18 protein-coding genes are annotated in these 17,749 nt (G+C 55.7%); 4 read left to right on the top strand and 14 right to left on the bottom strand.

Annotation, left to right across the window (positions count from 1 at the left end; translation table 11 throughout):
* Positions 1-119: 119 nt before the first annotated feature.
* Entirely contained in the window at positions 120-608 is a 489-nt protein-coding gene (rfaH, locus tag QOT07_RS01180) for a transcription/translation regulatory transformer protein RfaH (RefSeq protein WP_099065471.1), read from the top strand.
* Between the two features lie 44 nt (positions 609-652).
* Here rfaH and hemB read toward each other — a convergent pair whose 3' ends face one another.
* The 12 genes from hemB to udp form a co-directional block, all read right to left on the bottom strand.
* A complete protein-coding gene (hemB, locus tag QOT07_RS01175) occupies positions 653-1,675 on the bottom strand; it encodes a porphobilinogen synthase (protein ID WP_099065472.1) in 1,023 nt (340 codons plus the stop codon).
* A 14-nt stretch (positions 1,676-1,689) separates the two neighbouring features.
* Complete coding sequence (gene tatD, locus QOT07_RS01170) at positions 1,690-2,472, bottom strand: 3'-5' ssDNA/RNA exonuclease TatD (RefSeq protein WP_283602432.1); 783 nt, start codon at positions 2,470-2,472, stop codon at positions 1,690-1,692.
* 52 nt (positions 2,473-2,524) lie between these two features.
* Positions 2,525-3,295, bottom strand: a complete 771-nt coding sequence (tatC, locus tag QOT07_RS01165) for a Sec-independent protein translocase subunit TatC (RefSeq protein ID WP_099065474.1) — start codon at positions 3,293-3,295, stop codon at positions 2,525-2,527.
* Between the two features lie 3 nt (positions 3,296-3,298).
* Positions 3,299-3,865, bottom strand: coding sequence for a Sec-independent protein translocase protein TatB (tatB, locus tag QOT07_RS01160; protein WP_261123611.1), 567 nt, complete (start codon positions 3,863-3,865; stop codon positions 3,299-3,301).
* A 3-nt stretch (positions 3,866-3,868) separates the two neighbouring features.
* Entirely contained in the window at positions 3,869-4,132 is a 264-nt protein-coding gene (gene tatA, locus QOT07_RS01155; protein WP_085116539.1) for a Sec-independent protein translocase subunit TatA, read from the bottom strand.
* Positions 4,133-4,212: 80 nt separating this feature from the next.
* Positions 4,213-5,844 carry a ubiquinone biosynthesis regulatory protein kinase UbiB gene (ubiB, locus tag QOT07_RS01150; RefSeq protein ID WP_207978518.1) on the bottom strand — a complete coding sequence of 544 codons (1,632 nt, stop codon included), beginning with the start codon at positions 5,842-5,844 and terminating at the stop codon, positions 4,213-4,215.
* On the bottom strand, positions 5,841-6,449 hold the full coding sequence (gene ubiJ / locus QOT07_RS01145; protein WP_099065477.1) for a ubiquinone biosynthesis protein UbiJ: 609 nt from the start codon (positions 6,447-6,449) through the stop codon (positions 5,841-5,843). Before ubiJ ends, ubiB begins: the two co-directional genes overlap by 4 nt.
* A 13-nt stretch (positions 6,450-6,462) precedes the next feature.
* The gene (gene ubiE / locus QOT07_RS01140; protein ID WP_085116537.1) at positions 6,463-7,218 is read right to left on the bottom strand and encodes a bifunctional demethylmenaquinone methyltransferase/2-methoxy-6-polyprenyl-1,4-benzoquinol methylase UbiE; all 756 of its coding nucleotides are present in this window, start codon (positions 7,216-7,218) and stop codon (positions 6,463-6,465) included.
* A 79-nt stretch (positions 7,219-7,297) separates the two neighbouring features.
* Positions 7,298-8,845: a DNA recombination protein RmuC gene (rmuC, locus tag QOT07_RS01135; protein ID WP_261123613.1), complete on the bottom strand. Its 1,548-nt coding sequence runs from the start codon at positions 8,843-8,845 to the stop codon at positions 7,298-7,300.
* 140 nt (positions 8,846-8,985) lie between these two features.
* Positions 8,986-9,516 carry a DedA family protein gene (locus QOT07_RS01130; protein WP_085116535.1) on the bottom strand — a complete coding sequence of 177 codons (531 nt, stop codon included), beginning with the start codon at positions 9,514-9,516 and terminating at the stop codon, positions 8,986-8,988.
* A gap of 87 nt (positions 9,517-9,603) precedes the next feature.
* Positions 9,604-10,386: a tyrosine-protein phosphatase gene (locus QOT07_RS01125; RefSeq protein ID WP_099065479.1), complete on the bottom strand. Its 783-nt coding sequence runs from the start codon at positions 10,384-10,386 to the stop codon at positions 9,604-9,606.
* A 172-nt stretch (positions 10,387-10,558) separates the two neighbouring features.
* The gene (gene udp, locus QOT07_RS01120) at positions 10,559-11,320 is read right to left on the bottom strand and encodes a uridine phosphorylase (protein WP_085116533.1); all 762 of its coding nucleotides are present in this window, start codon (positions 11,318-11,320) and stop codon (positions 10,559-10,561) included.
* 508 nt (positions 11,321-11,828) lie between these two features.
* Between udp and QOT07_RS01115 the strand changes: the two genes are divergently transcribed.
* Positions 11,829-12,665, top strand: a complete 837-nt coding sequence (locus QOT07_RS01115; protein ID WP_099065480.1) for a dienelactone hydrolase family protein — start codon at positions 11,829-11,831, stop codon at positions 12,663-12,665.
* A gap of 36 nt (positions 12,666-12,701) precedes the next feature.
* Here the strand turns inward: QOT07_RS01115 and fsa are convergent, their stop codons facing one another.
* Together fsa and ptsP are read right to left on the bottom strand one after the other, a co-directional pair.
* A complete protein-coding gene (fsa, locus tag QOT07_RS01110) occupies positions 12,702-13,367 on the bottom strand; it encodes a fructose-6-phosphate aldolase (protein WP_207978522.1) in 666 nt (221 codons plus the stop codon).
* A 49-nt stretch (positions 13,368-13,416) separates the two neighbouring features.
* Positions 13,417-15,918 (bottom strand): phosphoenolpyruvate--protein phosphotransferase, encoded by a 2,502-nt coding sequence (gene ptsP, locus QOT07_RS01105; protein ID WP_207978524.1) that lies wholly within the window; start codon positions 15,916-15,918, stop codon positions 13,417-13,419.
* Positions 15,919-16,279: 361 nt separating this feature from the next.
* On the opposite strand from ptsP, the gene QOT07_RS01100 reads away from it, so the two are divergent.
* Together QOT07_RS01100 and QOT07_RS01095 are read left to right on the top strand one after the other, a co-directional pair.
* Entirely contained in the window at positions 16,280-17,359 is a 1,080-nt protein-coding gene (locus QOT07_RS01100) for a PTS fructose transporter subunit EIIC (RefSeq protein ID WP_219015125.1), read from the top strand.
* A gap of 18 nt (positions 17,360-17,377) precedes the next feature.
* Complete coding sequence (locus tag QOT07_RS01095; protein ID WP_085116528.1) at positions 17,378-17,698, top strand: PTS fructose-like transporter subunit IIB; 321 nt, start codon at positions 17,378-17,380, stop codon at positions 17,696-17,698.
* Positions 17,699-17,749: the final 51 nt, after the last annotated feature.

Below are 17,749 nucleotides of genomic sequence, written 5' to 3'. Positions count from 1 at the left end.
CCTCGCTAATTGCCAACGATTCATACAGATAGCGGCTGTTACATGCTGAAACTTGCATCACTATGTATCCGTAATGGCTTTTGATATGCTTACCGGCTGACAGAAAGGCATGTGAAATTATGGAATCCTGGTATCTACTGTATTGCAAACGCGGCCAACTTTTACGGGCGCAAGAACATTTGGAACGGCAGGAAGTGAACTGCCTGAGCCCGATCATTACGCTGGAAAAGATCGTGCGTGGTAAACGCATCGCGGTCAGCGAACCTTTGTTCCCCAACTATCTGTTTGTGGAATTTGATCCGGAGCGTATCCATACCACCACCATCAGCGCAACACGTGGTGTCAGCCACTTCGTGCGCTTTGGTTCGACGCCGACCACCATCCCACAGAAGGTGATTGAAGAGTTGCAGACGCATACCTGCGAAACCTACTTCGATCCGGAAACGCCGCAACCGGGAGACAGCGTGTTGATCGTCGACGGTATGTTTGAAGGCCTGCAGGCGATTTACACCGAGCCGGATGGTGAAGCACGCTCAATGCTGTTGCTGAATCTGATCAACAAACAGGTCAGTCAAAGCGTGGATAATCGACAGTTCCAAAAACTGTAATGCAAAAAGGCGCCTAGGCGCCTTTATTATTGGAGACAGACAGCTTAGCGCTGCATGGCTTCGTCATGCATCCACTGAGCGACCCGCTTGGCGAAGTAGGTCAGCACACCATCGGCACCGGCACGCTTGAAGCACATCAACGACTCCATCACCGCCGGCTGTTCCTGCAACCAACCGTTCTGAATCGCCGCCATGTGCATCGCATATTCACCGGAAACCTGGTAGGCGAAAGTCGGCACACCGAAGGTGTCTTTTACCCGACGCACCACGTCCAGATACGGCATGCCTGGCTTCACCATCACCATATCCGCGCCTTCCTGCAAGTCCTGCGCAATTTCCTGCAGGGCTTCGTCGCTGTTGGCTGGGTCCATCTGGTAGGTTTTCTTGTTGCCGCCTTTCAGATTGCCGCTGGAACCGAGCGCATCACGGAACGGGCCATAGTAGCAGGACGCATATTTGGCAGAGTAAGCCATGATCTGAGTATTAATCAGGCCCTGATGCTCCAGTTGATCGCGGATCGCACCGATGCGGCCATCCATCATGTCGCTTGGCGCCACGATTTCTGCCCCGGCTTCGGCATGGGACAGTGCCTGACGCACCAGGATCTCTTTGGTGATGTCGTTAATGACATAACCCTGCTCGTCAATGATGCCATCCTGACCGTGGGTGGTGTACGGGTCAAGCGCCACATCCGTCAGAATACCCAGCTCAGGCACCGCGTCTTTCAACGCGCGTACCGTACGCTGCACCAAACCGTCCGGGTTATAGGCTTCTTCTGCGTGCAGTGACTTCAGGCCAGACTCAATCACCGGGAACAGGGAGATCACCGGCACGCCCAGTTTGGCGATGGCTTCTGCTTCTTTAACCAGCAGATCGATGCTCATGCGCGATACACCAGGCATGGATGACACCGCTTCCTGACGGTTACTGCCTTCCATAACAAATACCGGATAGATCAGGTCGTTAACCGTCAGTTGGTTCTCCGCCACCAGACGACGACTGAAATCATGACGGCGCACGCGGCGCATACGGCGACCTGGGAAGGTACCCGGAAATGCATAGCTCATAGTTTTCTCCTAACTCATTCCAGCCGGAATAACCGGCGGGCGTTCTCATCGGTTTTCTGCCCCAGCCATTCGGGGTCTTCTTGTCGCCAGGCGGCCACTTGCCGGACGATATGAGGCAAAAAACAGGGTTCGTTGCGGCGAGATGCAGGTTTCGGATGTAAATCCCGGGGCAACAGATAGGGGGCGTCGGTTTCCAGCAACAGACGATCCGCCGGAATATGCGGCAACAACGCACGCAATTCCAGGCCACGCCGCTCATCACAGACCCACCCGGTAATCCCCACAAACAGGCCTAGCGACAGGCAGCTTTCTAATTCTTCGGCGGTGCCGGTAAAACAGTGCACCACGGCCGCGGGCAGTTTATCCAACCACGGCGCCAGCAGCGCGGCAAAACGTGCGTGTGCATCACGGCAATGAAGAAAAACCGGCATCGCCAACTCTGCCGCCAGCGCCAATTGTGCGCTGAAGGCCACTTCCTGCTGCTCTGGAGTAGAAAAATTACGGTTGAAATCCAGTCCACATTCGCCAATCGCCGCGACCTGCGGCAGGGAGGCCAACTCACGGAGTTGGTCGGCGACTCTATCGTCCCAACTGCTGGCATGGTGCGGATGCACCCCGGCGGTAGACCAACAAAAACCCGCATGTTGTTGCGCCAGTTCACTGGCTGCCAGACTTTCCTGCAGGTCGGTGCCGGTAATCAGCAATCCTTTCACGCCGGCGGCGCGGGCACGATCTACTACCGCAGGGCGGTCTTTGGCAAACTGTGAACTGGTGAGATTGACGCCGATATCAAACATGGTTTTTCCAAAGCAAAAGCCGCCCATCGGGCGGCTTGCGACATACTAATTTTTAAACGGCCGGGGGTTCGTCACCCTCGTCTTCTTCTTCCGGTTGCGAACGACGCTTGCCGGTATAGAAACGGGCAAAGAACACGCCCACTTCAAACAGCAGATACATAGGGATCGCCAGCAGCGTCTGCGAGAACACATCCGGCGGGGTCAACAGCATGCCAACCACAAATGCCCCGACCAACACGTAAGGCCGTTTCTTTTTCAGGTCTTCCGGTGAAGTGACGCCACTCCAGCACAGCAGAATAATGGCAACCGGCACCTCGAACGCCACGCCAAACGCCATAAACAGCGCCATGACGAAATCGAGATAGTTATTAATATCGGTCGCTATCATCACCCCCGCCGGTGCGGTCTTGGCAAAAAAGCCGAACGCCAGCGGGAACACGATAAAGTAGGCAAATGCCATGCCGAGATAAAACAGCAGGCTGCTGGAAACCAGCAAAGGCATCATCAGGCGGCGTTCATGCTTGTATAACGCCGGTGCAATAAATGACCAGACCTGGTACAGGATCACCGGCGCAGAAACAAACACCGAGACGATCATGGTCAACTTGATTGGGGTAAAGAAGGGTGAAGCCACGTCGGTGGCAATCATGCTCGCCCCGGCGGGCAACTGCTTGATCAGCGGCGCTGACACCAGTTGATAAATGTCATTGGCGAAAAAAACCAGCACCAGGAAGATCGCCAGTATGCTGATAATCGAGTTTAACAACCGCTTACGCAGTTCTATCAGATGACTGATAAGGGGTTGGGTATCTTCAACAGCCATGTTTTAACGATCGCCACTAGGTTGGTGAGACGCTGGGGTTTTATCCACAACAGGTTCTGGGGTCGCCTGAGCAGCCGAAGCGGCCAGTTGTTTAACCGGCTCGACCACGGGTTGTGCAACCGGCGGCGTTACTGAAACCACCGGCTCCGGCACGGCAGCCGGGGACGATGCCACGGCCGCGGCTTCTGCCGGCGTCACGCCGTCATGAATGGCTTCAGGATCGGTGACCAGAGGGTTATGGATGGTGTGCGCAGGTTCGGTTTTGATGTCACTGTCGCCCTGATAAGAACGTTTCAGCGATTCCGCCGCGTCTTTCAGCTCATCCATTGACGCCTTCAGCTCCGGCGACAAATTCTGCATGCCCGCCTTCTCTACCTTTTTCAGGCTGTCCTGCAATTCCTGCAGCTTCAGCTCCTGAGAAAGTTCGTTCTGCACCGAAGCCGCAAGCGATCGCAGCGCGCGGATCCAGCCCGAAACTGTTCTTACCGCTACCGGCAACCGTTCCGGCCCGAGTACCACCAGGCCGATAACCAGAACCAGCAGCAGTTCACTAAACCCAATGTCAAACACGGTTTATACCTGCTCTTTGTTCTTCGACTCTTCCGTTTTCACTTCCGGCTGCTTATCGGTAATAGGCTTGGCCGTGAAGTCAGCGTCGTCCAGGCTGCTTTTCTCAGCTGTGTTGGTCGGTGGTGTATTTTCGTCACCGATCGCCTTTTTGAAGCCCTTGATTGATGCACCGAGATCAGAGCCCAAAGTACGGAGCTTTTTGGTACCAAACAGCAGCACCACGATCACTGCGATGATCAACAATTGCGTAATACTAATACCGCCCATTGCAATTACCTCTATTTTTACAGGGTTTTCTCAAAATCCGCCGCATTATACGGCAGATTTTACCAGAGTTTCGAATCAATTCAGGTGGTTCGCTTCCAGCCAATCACCCAGGATACGATGCCGGCCGCTATCAGCCATGCTGGGAACACTTCAACCTCCCCCAGCAGCAAAATCGTACCGCTTACCAATAGTGTAGCGCCAACGCCGAACAAATAACGCGATTGTCCCTGACGGACGCGCTGGGCCTGCATCTGATTGGTCAGCTTATCAACGCTTTGTTGCAACAGTTTATGCTGCTGCAAGCTATCGTAAAATAATTCAGGCAGTTCGGGCAGTTTCTCGGCCCAAAACGGCGCTTTTTCTTTCAGTGCGCGGATCACCGCCGGTATACCGACCTGATCGCGCATCCAACTTTCCAGGAACGGCTTGGCGGTGGTCCACAAATCCAACTGTGGATAGAGCTGCCGCCCCAGACCTTCAACATACAGCAAGGTCTTCTGCAATAACACCAGTTGGGGCTGGACTTCCATATTGAACCGGCGTGCAGTATTGAACAGGTTCAACAGCACGTTGCCAAACGAAATTTCCGACAGGGGCTTCTCGAAGATCGGTTCGCACACGGTGCGGATAGCGAACTCGAAATCCTCCACATTGGTATCACGTGGCACCCAGCCAGAATCAACGTGCAGCTCCGCGACCTTGCGGTAATCACGATTGAAGAAAGCGATAAAGTTTTCCGCCAGATAGCGTTTATCGTCTTTGTTCAGCGAGCCGACAATACCGCAGTCGATGCCGATATAGCAGGGATCTTCAGGATGCTCATAACTGACAAAAATATTACCGGGATGCATGTCCGCATGGAAGAAGCTGTCACGGAATACCTGGGTAAAGAACACCTGTACCCCGCGTTCGGCCAACAGTTTCATGTTGGTGCCCTGCTTTTCCAACGTCGGGATATCCGAAACCGGGATCCCGTAGATGCGCTCCATCACCAGCACGCTTTCGCGGCAGTAATCGGAGTAAACCTCCGGCACATACAGCATCGGGCTACCGTCGAAATTGCGGCGCAGCTGGATGGCGTTGGCCGCTTCACGCAGCAGGTTCAACTCGTCCAGCAAGGTCTTTTCATATTCGCGCACCACTTCGCGCGGACGCAGACGGCGGCCATCCGGCATCAGCTTTGGCACCCAGGCTGCCAAACGGTACATCAGGCGAACGTCAGCCTTGATGATCGGCCGGATATCGGGCCGAATCACCTTGAGCACCACTTCCTGCCCGGTCGTTTTTAGTCGGGCGGTATGAACCTGGGCTATCGATGCCGAGGCCAGCGCCTGTTGGTCAAAATCATCAAACCAGGTTTCCAGCGGGCCACCCATCGCCAACTCAATATGCTTGCGCGCCAGTGCCCCGTCGAACGGTGCAACCCGGTCCTGCAGCAGCGTCAGTTGATCGGCGATCTGTGGTGGGAACAGGTCGCGACGAGTGGACATCATCTGGCCAAACTTAATCCATACCGGTCCCAGTTCCTGCAGAGCCAAACGCAGACGTTCACCCAGAGGTTTATCCGCATGGCGGTTTGGCATCCAGAACAGCAGACGGCGGCCAAATCGCAGCGGCAACGTCAAACGCATCTGGGGGATAAGTTCATCCAGGCCATAGCTGAGAAAAACGCGGACGATCAAATACAGGCGGCGTAGTTCGCCAGGGGTCATCGTTTACCCTCCAACTTGTCCATGCGAGCAATCAGCGTTTCAAGGTTACGAACGGTGGCGTCAACTTCCTCGTTGAACCACACCACTTCCAGTGGGCCTGGCGCCACACGCCACTCTTCCGTCAGCGTTTCCGCCACATAATGCTGTTGCCGCTGGAAGCCGGTCTTCAGCAGGTTCGCACCTTTACCGAGCACCTGCGTGACGCCCTGCGCGGCAATATCGCCGATGTAGGGGGCCAGCCATTCAGCCGGATCCCACTCCGCCAGATCGAGCAGCCCAACCAGTTGCTGAACCACCTGAATATCACCTTCGACAATCAGCTCACCGCTGCGCATCAATGGCGAGAGTTGTTGGCGATCTCGCAGCTTCAGCAGCACCGAAATGCGGCTGCGCACCGTGCAGTCGGCGGTATCGTCAGACTGGCCAAGGACATCGACGCGTTGCTCACTGAAGATCAGCACCAGCGGTGAAGCAAGCTCCTGCAACTCAATACGCAATACCTTACCCGCCAGGCGCAGACGGGCAGCCTTCATGCTGCGATCGCGGAACAGCAGGCTGTTGAGCGATGTTTCCAGCACGCCGGTTAACAACGGGGTTAACAGCATCGGCATATCCATATCAGAACTTGAAGCCGCGATGCAGGGCTACAATACCGCCGGTCAGGTTAAAATAGGTCACGTTGTCAAAACCGGCGGCCCCCATCATGCCCTTCAGGGTTTCCTGATCGGGATGCATGCGGATCGACTCGGCCAGATAACGGTAGCTTTCCGGATCCTTCACCACCAGCTCGCCGATTTTCGGCAGCACATGGAAAGAATAAGCGTCATAGGCTTTTCTCAGCGGTGCCAGCAGCGGCTTGGAGAACTCCAGCACCAGCAAACGACCACCCGGCTTCAGCACGCGGAACATGGAACGCAGCGCTTTGTCTTTGTCGGTGACGTTGCGCAGGCCGAATGAAATGGTGATGCAGTCAAAATAGTTATCCGGGAACGGCAGCGCTTCGGCGTTGGCCTGCACGTAACTGATGTTGCCGATAATGCCGCGATCGCGCAGCTTCTCGCGCCCCATCTTCAGCATCGAATCATTAATGTCCGCCAGTACCACCTGCCCCTGCTCACCGACCATGCGGGAGAACTTGGCGGCCAGGTCACCGGTACCCCCGGCCAGATCCAACACCCGCTGCCCACGGCGTACGCCGCTGCAGTCAATGGTAAAACGCTTCCAGACACGGTGGATGCCAAACGACATCAGGTCGTTCATCACGTCATACTTTGCAGCTACCGAATGAAAAACGTCTGCCACCATGGCCTGCTTCTCGTCTCGAGCTACGGTGCGAAAACCAAAGTCAGTGGTTTCCTGCGGTTGATCTGCCATTGTCCTGCCTGCTATTCAGTCAATTTAGTGTGGATGAGTGTACCAGAACCCCACGGAATACCCCACCTCGCAGCGGCTGTCATGCCTGCGATGCGGAGCGGGGTTCCTCTGCGGAGTCGTCGTCTTCCGCCTCCGGCAGCGCGCCAACTTCATCGTCGCCCGCCGCCTCGAATTCATCATCATGCTGCGCACTGGCCTGTTGAGCCAGCAGCGGGTTGATCGGCCTTTTCACCTCAACCCCCAACGCACGGAACCCCTCGGTCTGGCCGATAAGATTACCACGGCCTTCACTCAGTTTGTTCATCGCCTGACGATAACTCCCCTGAGCCTTATCCAGGCTCTGCCCCAGTGCCGACATATCGTCAACAAACAGCCGCATTTTGTCATACAACCGCGCCGCTCTGTCGGCAATGCGCTGAGCATTCTGACTCTGATGCTCATAGCGCCACAGGTTGGTAATGGTGCGCAGCGCCACCAGCAAGGTGGTCGGGCTGACCAGCATGATATTGTGCTTGAGTGCCTCGCTGATCAGCTCCGGCTCACGGTCGATGGCCAACAGGAAAGCCGGCTCGACCGGAATAAACATCAACACGTAATCAAGCGAACGCAGGCCTGGCAACTGCTGGTAATCCTTGCGCCCCAGCAGGCGGATATGGCCGCGCAGCGAGCCAATATGCTCACTCAGCGCCGCCTCGCGCTCGGCTTCATCTTCACTGTTGAAGTAACGTTCGTAGGCCACCAGCGACATTTTCGCGTCGATGACCACGTCCTTGCCCTGCGGCAGACGAACGATAACGTCGGGTTGCATACGGCTCTGATGGTCCAGCCGCACATTGACCTGGGTTTCGTATTCATGCCCTTCGCGCAGGCCTGAGGCCTCCAGCACCCGGCTTAACACCACCTCACCCCAGTTACCCTGCGTTTTATTGTCCCCTTTCAGGGCCTTGGTGAGGTTAATCGCTTCGCGCGCCATTTGTGCATTGAGCTGCTGCAGATTACGTATTTCGTGGGTCAGCGTATGGCGCTCGCGAGCTTCCTGACCAAAACTGTCCTGCACCTGACGGCGGAAACCGTCCAGTTGCTCGCGCAGCGGCAACAACAGGCGATCCAGACTTTGCTTATTCTGCTCGTCAACCTTCCGCCCGCTGTGTTCAAAAATGCGGTTGGCCAAATTTTCAAACTGGGTAGTGAGGCGCTGTTCGCTGTTGATCAGCAGACGCTGCTTCTCTTCTGCCGCCATGCGGGTTTCTTCCAGGCGAATAGTCACCTCCCGCAGCTCGGCCTCTTGCGCGCTGTTAACCTCACGCTGGGCCCGCAGCTCCTGATTCAGCAACTCACATTCGTTACGCCAGTGATCGAGCTGTTGCAGTTTTTCATGTCCGGCCGCCAACTGGCTGTGCAAATTGCGCAGTTCCAAATCGCTCTGCCGCATTTGCTGTTCATTACGCTGTAGCGTTTCTTGTCGGGCCGCAATTTCCTGCTGCGTCTGTTGCAGTGATTGTTCCAACAGCCGTAGCTCGGTTTCATGCTGTGCATGTGTCTGCTGCACCCGCAGGCTGGCGATTAGCCACCCCAGCAGCAGGCCGATTGCCACCCCGCCCATACCGTAAACCAAACTGGTATCCACCCTGCCTCCTGTTACACCTGACCGTTCCGGCGTTTTATGCGCCTGTTGCCCGTCACGTTAAGGGGATGCTGTATGGATGTCCAGTCTGTTTTTGCCCCAACGGCGCAAAATTGCGAAACGCTACGCAAGTCAGACCAGAACTAGCCAAACCACTGGCTTAACCACTTGATGCCAAACGCCCCCGGCGCGAGAATGCCGAACGCCCAGATCATCGCCGAAGTGATATTCGCCACCTGAAAATAACGCTGGGGCATGCCGCAAATGCCACCGACCAGCGGTACCACAGCACGCAACGGGCCGAAGAAGCGGCCGATGAAAATACCCAGTACGCCCCAACGTTCAAAGAACGCATGGCCACGCGTCAACAATTGCGGATTACGCGATAACGGCCACATGTGCGCCACACGATCTTGATAGTGGTAGCCAATCCAGTAAGAAAGCCAGTCGCCGAAGAATGCCCCTGCGGCAGCGGCGGCCCAGATCGGCCAAAATGCAATGCCGCTTTCACCAATCAACGCTCCCAGCGCCAGCAAGATCACCGTGGCCGGTAACAACAGCGACAGAAATGCCAGTGATTCACCGAACGCCAGGAAGAAGATAATCGGGATAGCCCAGCCTTCGTGCTGACGCACGGTTTCGCTGACCCAGTGGATAATGTCATTGAGGCTCAATATAGGCTCCTGATGCGGGATTTATGGCCCCAAGAATACGCAATGTCGGCCGGGGTCGGTTAAACCCCGGCTAAACACCTGCGCGGTTTACTCGAGGTAGAATGCCTGCAACGCTTCACGCTGGTGTTGGCCCAGGCCGTACTCAGCCTCCAGCCAGCGATCGGTAGAACCATATTGGTCACGGATGCAGCTCAGTGCGGTCATCAGGAACTCTTCGCGAGCACTGAGCACGTAGGCAAACTGCCCCAATGCAGAGGCGTTGAGGCGAATCGACAGTTGATCCAGCATCTGCTCGCGGAAGGTCGCCAGCGTGGTTTCGGTCAGCAGGTAATCTTCTACCACCGTCGCTTCATCAGCCCCCAGCGCAAACAACACCAGCGCCGATCCGACGCCGGTGCGATCCTTGCCCACCGCACAGTGCTGGACGATGGCACCGTTATCGACGTTGCTCAGCAATTGGGCCAACTGTTTGTATGCCGCATTGCCGAAAGGCAGCCGACGGTAAAGCTCCAGCATAAACGCCTGTGCGTCGAAACCGGCCAGCGTATCGCTGGTCAGTTTTTCCAGATTGGCATTCACCTCATTGCTCAACGGATTGGCCGGAAAATGATGGTAATCGGCACCGCGCCACAGGATGTCTGGCTTGGCCTGAACTTCATCAGGGTCCCGGTAATCCAGCACCGAGCGTACCGGCACACCGGCCAGGAAGGTGCAGTCGTTTTCCGTCAGACGTTCCAGCGAGCCGGAGCGGAACAGCAGGCCACGCTTGATACGGCGGCCGTCGGCGACGCTGTTGCCGCCGAGATCGCGAAAGTTAATGCCGCCATCAAGCGGCGCCAATGAGGGATGAAGCAAGATCTGGGCGGTCATAGACGTCCTCGTGGTGATTGTCTGAAAAAACGCAACCAGAGAGCAGCAGCAAAGCCGGGCTCAACGGGTCATAGAGGTGGCCATAAAGATGGCGCTGATGAGGTTAACCGTAACAGATTACGGTTGAATGGAGAAACGGGCCGCGTCGGCGACCCGTTGAACTGCGGGGTAATTACAGCAGGCGACGCGCCGCATCAACCACGATCTGCACCGCTTTGCTTTCGGTGTTTTTCATGGTTTCTGCGTTCGGGATTTCCTGCTGGGTGCGGTTAACAATCACACCGGCAACCATACCGGCACGCAGGCCCTGGCTGGCGCACATGGTCAACAGCGTGGCAGATTCCATTTCATAGTTCATCACGCCCATCGACTGCCATTCTTCCATCGAGCCTTTGAAGCGGCTGACGACGCGACCGGAGTAGGTATCATAACGCTCCTGGCCCGGATAGAAGGTATCGGAAGACGCGGTCACGCCAATGTGCGTGGTGGCGCCGGCAGCCTTGGCGGCTTCGACCAGTGCCGTAGTACAGGCAAAGTCGGCCACGGCCGGGAACTCCATCGGTGCGAAGTGCAGGCTGGCACCGTCGAGGCGAACCGCTGCGGTAGTGACCAGGACATCACCAACGTTGATGTTCGACTGGATCGCACCGGTGGTGCCGATACGCAGGAAGGTACGGATACCCAATTGCGCCAGTTCTTCAACCGCGATTGAGGTAGACGGGCCGCCGATACCGGTAGAGCAGACGATCACGGCTTTGCCGTCCAGTTCTGCGCGCCAGGAGGTAAATTCACGATGGGAAGCCAGATGCACCGGATTTTCCATCAGCTTGGCAATTTTCTCTACGCGCTGTGGATCGCCTGGAACGATGGCAAGCTGGGCCCCTTGTAAATCTTTTTTAGTGAGGCCGAGATGAAAAACGTCAGATTGGGACATACGAGACTCCTCATAGATCATGTTTATTGGGAGGAACAAAAAAGTACTCTACTGAAAATTGTCACTCATTTTCGTGACAACCATCACTATGAATAAAGAAACAGACTGCAATCTACATAACTTTTGTGATTTAAGTCACAAAAACAAAGTGAGCAGTCGATATGAACGTCTCAGATGCCCCTAGTCTAGTCGACAAAATGCATCGCCATTTTTCACTCTGTTTCCTGAGCTCAGGGCTGATTACCTGATGAAACTATTTACCAGATGACAGAAAATAACCTTATTTTATCGGTGACTTAGCCACAATAAAGGGAGCTAACGCACCTTATGGTGCTAATGCGGGTCAACAGGCGTAATAGCATGATAAAAAGACAACAAAAATGCGCTAAAGCCAGATAATTATTCGTTTTTTACAGACTTGACTGAAAATGCTCCACCCGGTGCCAATAACCGCTAATCTTTCCTATAGTTAATCTCAGCGCTTTTCTCGATTGCATGGAGCCCCGCAATGAAAACCGATCAAGTGATGACATTAAAACAGGCCCAGGGGGGATTCACCCCGGCCGTTACACCCTTGGCTGCTTCGACCATTCTCACCGATGAACAAGGCATTCATGCCGGGGAAACCACCATTCCTTCACAGGGTGACAATCTGCCGGCCTATATCGCCAAACCTGCAGATCACAGCGGCCCCTTCCCGGTGGTGCTGGTGGTACAGGAGATTTTCGGTGTTCACGAACATATTCAGGATATCTGTCGCCGCCTGGCGAAACAGGGTTATCTGGCGATCGCGCCGGAGCTGTATTTCCGCCAGGGGGATGCCAAAGATTACACCGACATCAGCGAGCTGTTCCAAAAGCTGGTGCTCAAGGTGCCAGATCGTCAGGTGCTGGCGGATCTGGATCATGCCGCTCATTGGGCGATGCGCCACGGCGGCGATGCCGGCAAGTTGGCGATTACCGGTTTTTGCTGGGGCGGGCGCATTACCTGGCTGTATGCCGCGCATAACCCGCAGTTGAAAGCCGCTGTTGCCTGGTACGGCAAACTGGTGGGTGAGAAAACGCTGAATTCGCCAAAACATCCGATCGATGTCGCTACGCAACTTTCTGCGCCGGTGCTGGGATTATATGGCGGGCAGGATACCAGTATCCCGCTGGATTCGGTGGACAGCATGCGTCAGGCGATCCGCGCGGCCAATGCCGAAGCCGAGATCGTGGTCTACCCCGAAGCCGGCCACGCCTTCTATGCCGATTATCGACCAAGCTATGATGCGGAAGCGTCAACAGACGGTTGGCAACGCATGCTGGCATGGTTCGCCCAACATGGCGTGCCGGGCGTTAAATAAGGGGCAGGGGCAAACATTGCCCCGTCCCTTTTACCATTAACCTAAGGTCAATCCCCCGAACGCGGCGCGCCAGTCGCACTCAAATTTATCCACGGCGGCCTGTACCGCCGGCGTACAAATAAACTGCTCCGCCACATCTACCGGTAGCGTAATGGCTTCACAACCTGCCAGCAGGCATTCCAGCGCCTGACGAGGTGTTTTGAAGCTGGCGGCCAATACTTTGGCCTGTGGCGCATGCAGCGTCAGCAATTGTTGCAGCTCTTGCACGGTAACCATACCGTTGCCGCCCTGGGCATCCAGTCGATTAACATAGGGTGCCACATACTCCGCCCCAGCCAGAGCAGAAAGCAACCCTTGCGCCGCGCCATACACCGCCGTACCTAACGTCGGGATACCCATGCTATGCAGCGTCTTGATCGCCGCCAACCCCTCAGCCGTCACCGGCACCTTCACCACCAGGCCAGGAACCCGCTGGTTAAGCATTACCGCTTCCGCCACCATCTGATCTGCCGTAGCGGCCAGTACCTGAGCGAACAATTTGCCTTCCCCACCCAATGCATCACGCAATGCCGGCAACACTTCCCATAATGAGGTATGTGACGCAGCCACTATGCTCGGGTTAGTCGTCACCCCCTGCAGCGGTAACACTCGCGCCAAACGCTTTACTGCACTGATATCCGCAGTATCCAGATAGAGTTCCATAATTGTCCCTCGAAGCTAAAATGAAGGGCGCCGCAGCGCCCTGAATGGATCACAGTTCCAGTTCTTGTTTCAGCAATGCTTCCACCTGTTGGGCCGTCACGGCTTTCACCAGCGCATCGCGGAAGCCTTCATGCATAATGCGTCGTGCCAGTTTGGAGAAAATGCGCATATGTTGATCACCCGCGGCATGCTTGTTGAGTGTCAGCATGATGATGAACTGCGCCTCTTCATCACCCCAGACGACCGGCTGCGCCAGCTTGGCCACGCTAATAGTGGACTGCTCAATGTGTTCGGATTTGGTATGTGGAATGGCAAAACCAAAACCCAGACCGGTGGAAAAGACAGCCTCACGGGCCCACAAATCGGCAGCCAACTTGCGGGGATAACGACAGCGCCCAGCCAGGAGCAGGTTATCCGCCATACCTTTGATCACTTCTTCTTTACTGCACCAGTCAGCCCCTAGCGCAATACAATCTGGCGTAATCAACGGTGCATCGCTTTGCTCCATACGGAATTGCGCGAGCAGATGTTCCACTTCCAGTGAAGTACGGCAAGCCATCGCCCGGTTCAGCAGCAGACGGCATTCACGACTGTCCAATTTGGCCAAGCGGCTTTTAGTGGCGGCAATCGCAGGCGCACTCATGCTGATCTCGTCCAACCCCATGCCTACCAGCAACGGCAGCACCGAGCCCTTGGCCCCCAGTTCACCGCACAACCCTATCCATTTGCCGTGGCGATGCACCTCGCGCACCGCACTGTCCAGGCTGCGTAAGAAGGCCGGGTTCAGACTGTTGTAGTGTTTGATGACTTTGGCGTTATCGCGATCCACCGCCAGCAGGTATTGCGTCAGGTCGTTGCTGCCGATGCTGAAGAAATCAATCTCCTCGCAGCACTGATCGATGATAAACAGCACCGAGGGGACTTCCAGCATGATGCCGAGGGGGATTTTTTCATCAAAAGGGATTTGAGCAGCGCGCAGTGATTGCTTCACTTCCGCCAATTGGTCTTTCACCCACAGGATCTCTTCCATCGAAGAGATCATTGGGATCATGATCTTCAACGGGCCATGTGCTGAAGCCCGCAGGATCGAGCGCAGTTGGGTACGGAAAAGGGGCAAAAACTCCTGATAGATACGCACCGCCCGGTAGCCGAGAAATGGATTGTTCTCCATTGGGATGTTCAGGTAATCCACCGGTTTGTCACCGCCAATATCCATGGTGCGCACGATAATCGCCTTGCCACCGGCCGCCTCTATCGCCTGGCAATAAATGTTATACAGCTCATCTTCCGCAGGTGCGGTCAGGCGATCCATATACAGCATTTCAGTACGGAACAGGCCCACCGCTTCGGCACCATTGCCAAATGCGGCCTGCGCTTCCACCGCATGGGCGATATTAGCCGCCACTTCCATACGGATACCGTCTGCCGTGCGCCCCGGCTGATCAAGATAAGCACTTTGCTGCTGGCGGATTTGCGCGCTCAGCCATTGCTCCTGTTGATAATAGCGGTGAACCGATTCGCTGAGATCGCAGACCACCAGCCCGAGATCGCCATCGATCTGCACCGATTGATTCAGGTAGGGCTGCAATGCCGCGGCATCTACCCCCACCAATGTCGGAATATTAAATGAACGAGCCAGGATCACCGTATGCGAGGTACTGCCGCCACTGCCCAGCAGCAAGCCTTTCAGATAGCGCTTATCCAACTCGAGAAACTGGCTCGGCGTCAGTTCATCGGTGATGCAAATGCTGTCGACATTCAGTGCCTGCTGCGCCGGGAAGCTGCGCTCGCCATAAATATGCTGCAAAAGCTGAAAACTGACATCACGAATATCCAGTTCGCGTTCACGCAGATAAGCACTGGCAGACTGCGCCAACTGCCGACTAAAGTGAGCGGCGGCGCTCACAATCGCTGCCGCACAACTTTCCCCACACAACACGGCTTCAAGCAGGTGCTGGCGGAATGCGCCGTCACGTAATAACGAACGGTGCGCTTCCAGCACCGCCGTCGTGGTGCCGCTGCCTGCCATCAGTTGCAGATCCAGCGCCTTACCGAAACGCGCCAGGCCGTCCGCCAGTTGATTTTGTTCCTGTTCAACGCTTTTGGCCGTTGGTAAATCCAGCGAGTTTAAATCGACCCGCGCCAGGTGCACCAGTTTACCGCCGGCAGTGCCCTGGCTGACCGGGCATGCTCGCAGCAGCCAGGGATTGAGATTGGCCAGAGAGGCCGGGATGGGCTCCTGCTCGGCAGAATCATCCACCTGTGGCAATGCTTCGTCACAGTGTGGGAATTCATGTTCAATGAACTGGCTCAGGCGTTCGGACGCCGCCTGCTCATCTTCCCCTTCAATCGTTACCCGACATTCATCCCCCAACAGGATGTCAGCGCCGATCAGCGACAGCACGCTTTTGCCATCACCGCTGATACCGCGGCGCGGGTTATACCATTCAAAGCGGGAATGAAAACCGTTACAGAGTTTTTCGATATGACTCGCTGGGCGAGCATGAACGCCATTAGGCAGCACGCAGGTAAACGTCACAATTTTAGCCATCACTCTTTCCTCATGCCTTGGCAGCAGTGAACAACACCAATTTGTCACAAGGATAAAAGCCCAACGCGGGTGGCGGCTATCGGACAAAAATGCCAAACACTGGACAAATGTATGATGACGGCATAAATGAGAAGCCGCTCACAAAGCCTTTCTATCAAGGCCGCTTTATCGGGACCCACACTTTGAGGTTGATCGCACTTTTACTCTGACATTACAAAAATCCAGTAAATGGCAATTTTATCCACTGTTTGTTGCTCGGGCAGATGCCTATTGTGATAGCCAACAACCTTTCTCCATCAGGGGTTATTACTCCGATGGTTTTGTCCCCAGAAGCACGCTGGTTGCGGCCAGGGAGTGAGCAATGAAAGATCTGATCGGCATACTTAAAAATACGCGTCAGCATTTAATGACCGGCGTCTCCCATATGATCCCGTTTGTCGTCGCAGGCGGCATTCTGCTTGCCGTCTCGGTGATGTTATACGGCAAAGGTGCCGTACCCGATGCCGCCACCGATCCTAATCTGAAAAGACTGTTCGACATCGGGGTGGCGGGGCTGACGCTGATGGTGCCCTTCCTGGCAGCCTATATTGGCTACTCGATTTCCGATCGTTCTGCATTAGCGCCTTCCGCCATTGGTGCCTGGGTGGGTGCCTCTTTCGGTGCCGGCTTCTTTGGTGCCATCATCGCCGGTTTGCTGGGCGGCATTATCGTGTTCTACCTGAAAAAGATCCCAGTGCCGAAGATCCTGCGCTCGGTGATGCCGATCTTCGTGATCCCGATTATTGGCACCCTGCTCACCGCAGGCATCATGATGTGGGGGTTGGGGGAACCGGTCGGTGCGCTGACTAATGGCCTGACTCATTGGCTGCAAGGCATGCAGCAGGGCAGCATCATCGTACTGGCGATTATCCTGGGGTTGATGCTGGCATTTGATATGGGCGGCCCGGTCAACAAGGTGGCCTATGCCTTTATGCTGATTTGCGTGGCACAAGGCGTTTACTCGGTGGTTGCCATAGCGGCCGTTGCCATCGCCACCCCGCCGCTCGGTCTGGGGTTCGCCACGCTGATTGGCCGTAAATACTACAGTGCAGAAGAACGCGAAGCCGGTAAAGCCGCCTTGTTGATGGGCTGCGTCGGCGTGACCGAAGGCGCTATCCCCTTTGCCGCCGCCGACCCACTGCGGGTTATCCCTTCCATCATGATCGGTTCCGCCTGTGCCGCCGTTACCGCCGCATTGACCGGAGCGCAGTGCTATGCCGGCTGGGGTGGCCTGATTGTGCTGCCGGTGGTTGAAGGCAAGCTGGGCTTCGTCGCGGCCTTGCTGGTAGGCATGGTGGTCACCGCCCTGCTGGTTAACCTGCTGAAGCGCTTTGCCGCCAGGAAACAGGCCGCCAATACACCGCAGGAAACCAGCCTGGATCTGGATTTCGAAATTAACTGAATAAAAAAGGAGCTGATTATGACGACAATTATCGCAGTTACCGCTTGTCCTTCCGGTGTTGCCCACACCTATATGGCTGCCGAAGCCCTCGAACGTTCAGCCAAAGCCAAAGGCTGGCAGTGCAAGGTGGAAACCCAGGGCTCTATTGGCCTGGAGAACGAACTCAGCACCGAAGACGTGGCAGCCGCCGATGTGGTGATCCTGACCAAAGATATCGGCATCAAATTTGAAGAGCGTTTCAAGGGGAAGACCGTGGTGCGCGTAGCCATCAGCGACGCGGTAAAACGCGCCGACGCCATCATGGACAAAATTGCAGCCCATCTGGCGCAACTGGCCTGAACGTATGCCCGGCCCCATGCCGGGCGCTACCGCCCGCAGACCCTCACAGAA

The organism is Serratia proteamaculans (assembly GCF_949794035.1).
Taxonomy (GTDB): domain Bacteria; phylum Pseudomonadota; class Gammaproteobacteria; order Enterobacterales; family Enterobacteriaceae; genus Serratia; species Serratia proteamaculans.
Note: the sequence above shows the minus strand (reverse complement) of the source record. Positions and strands in the feature narration are given on the sequence as shown.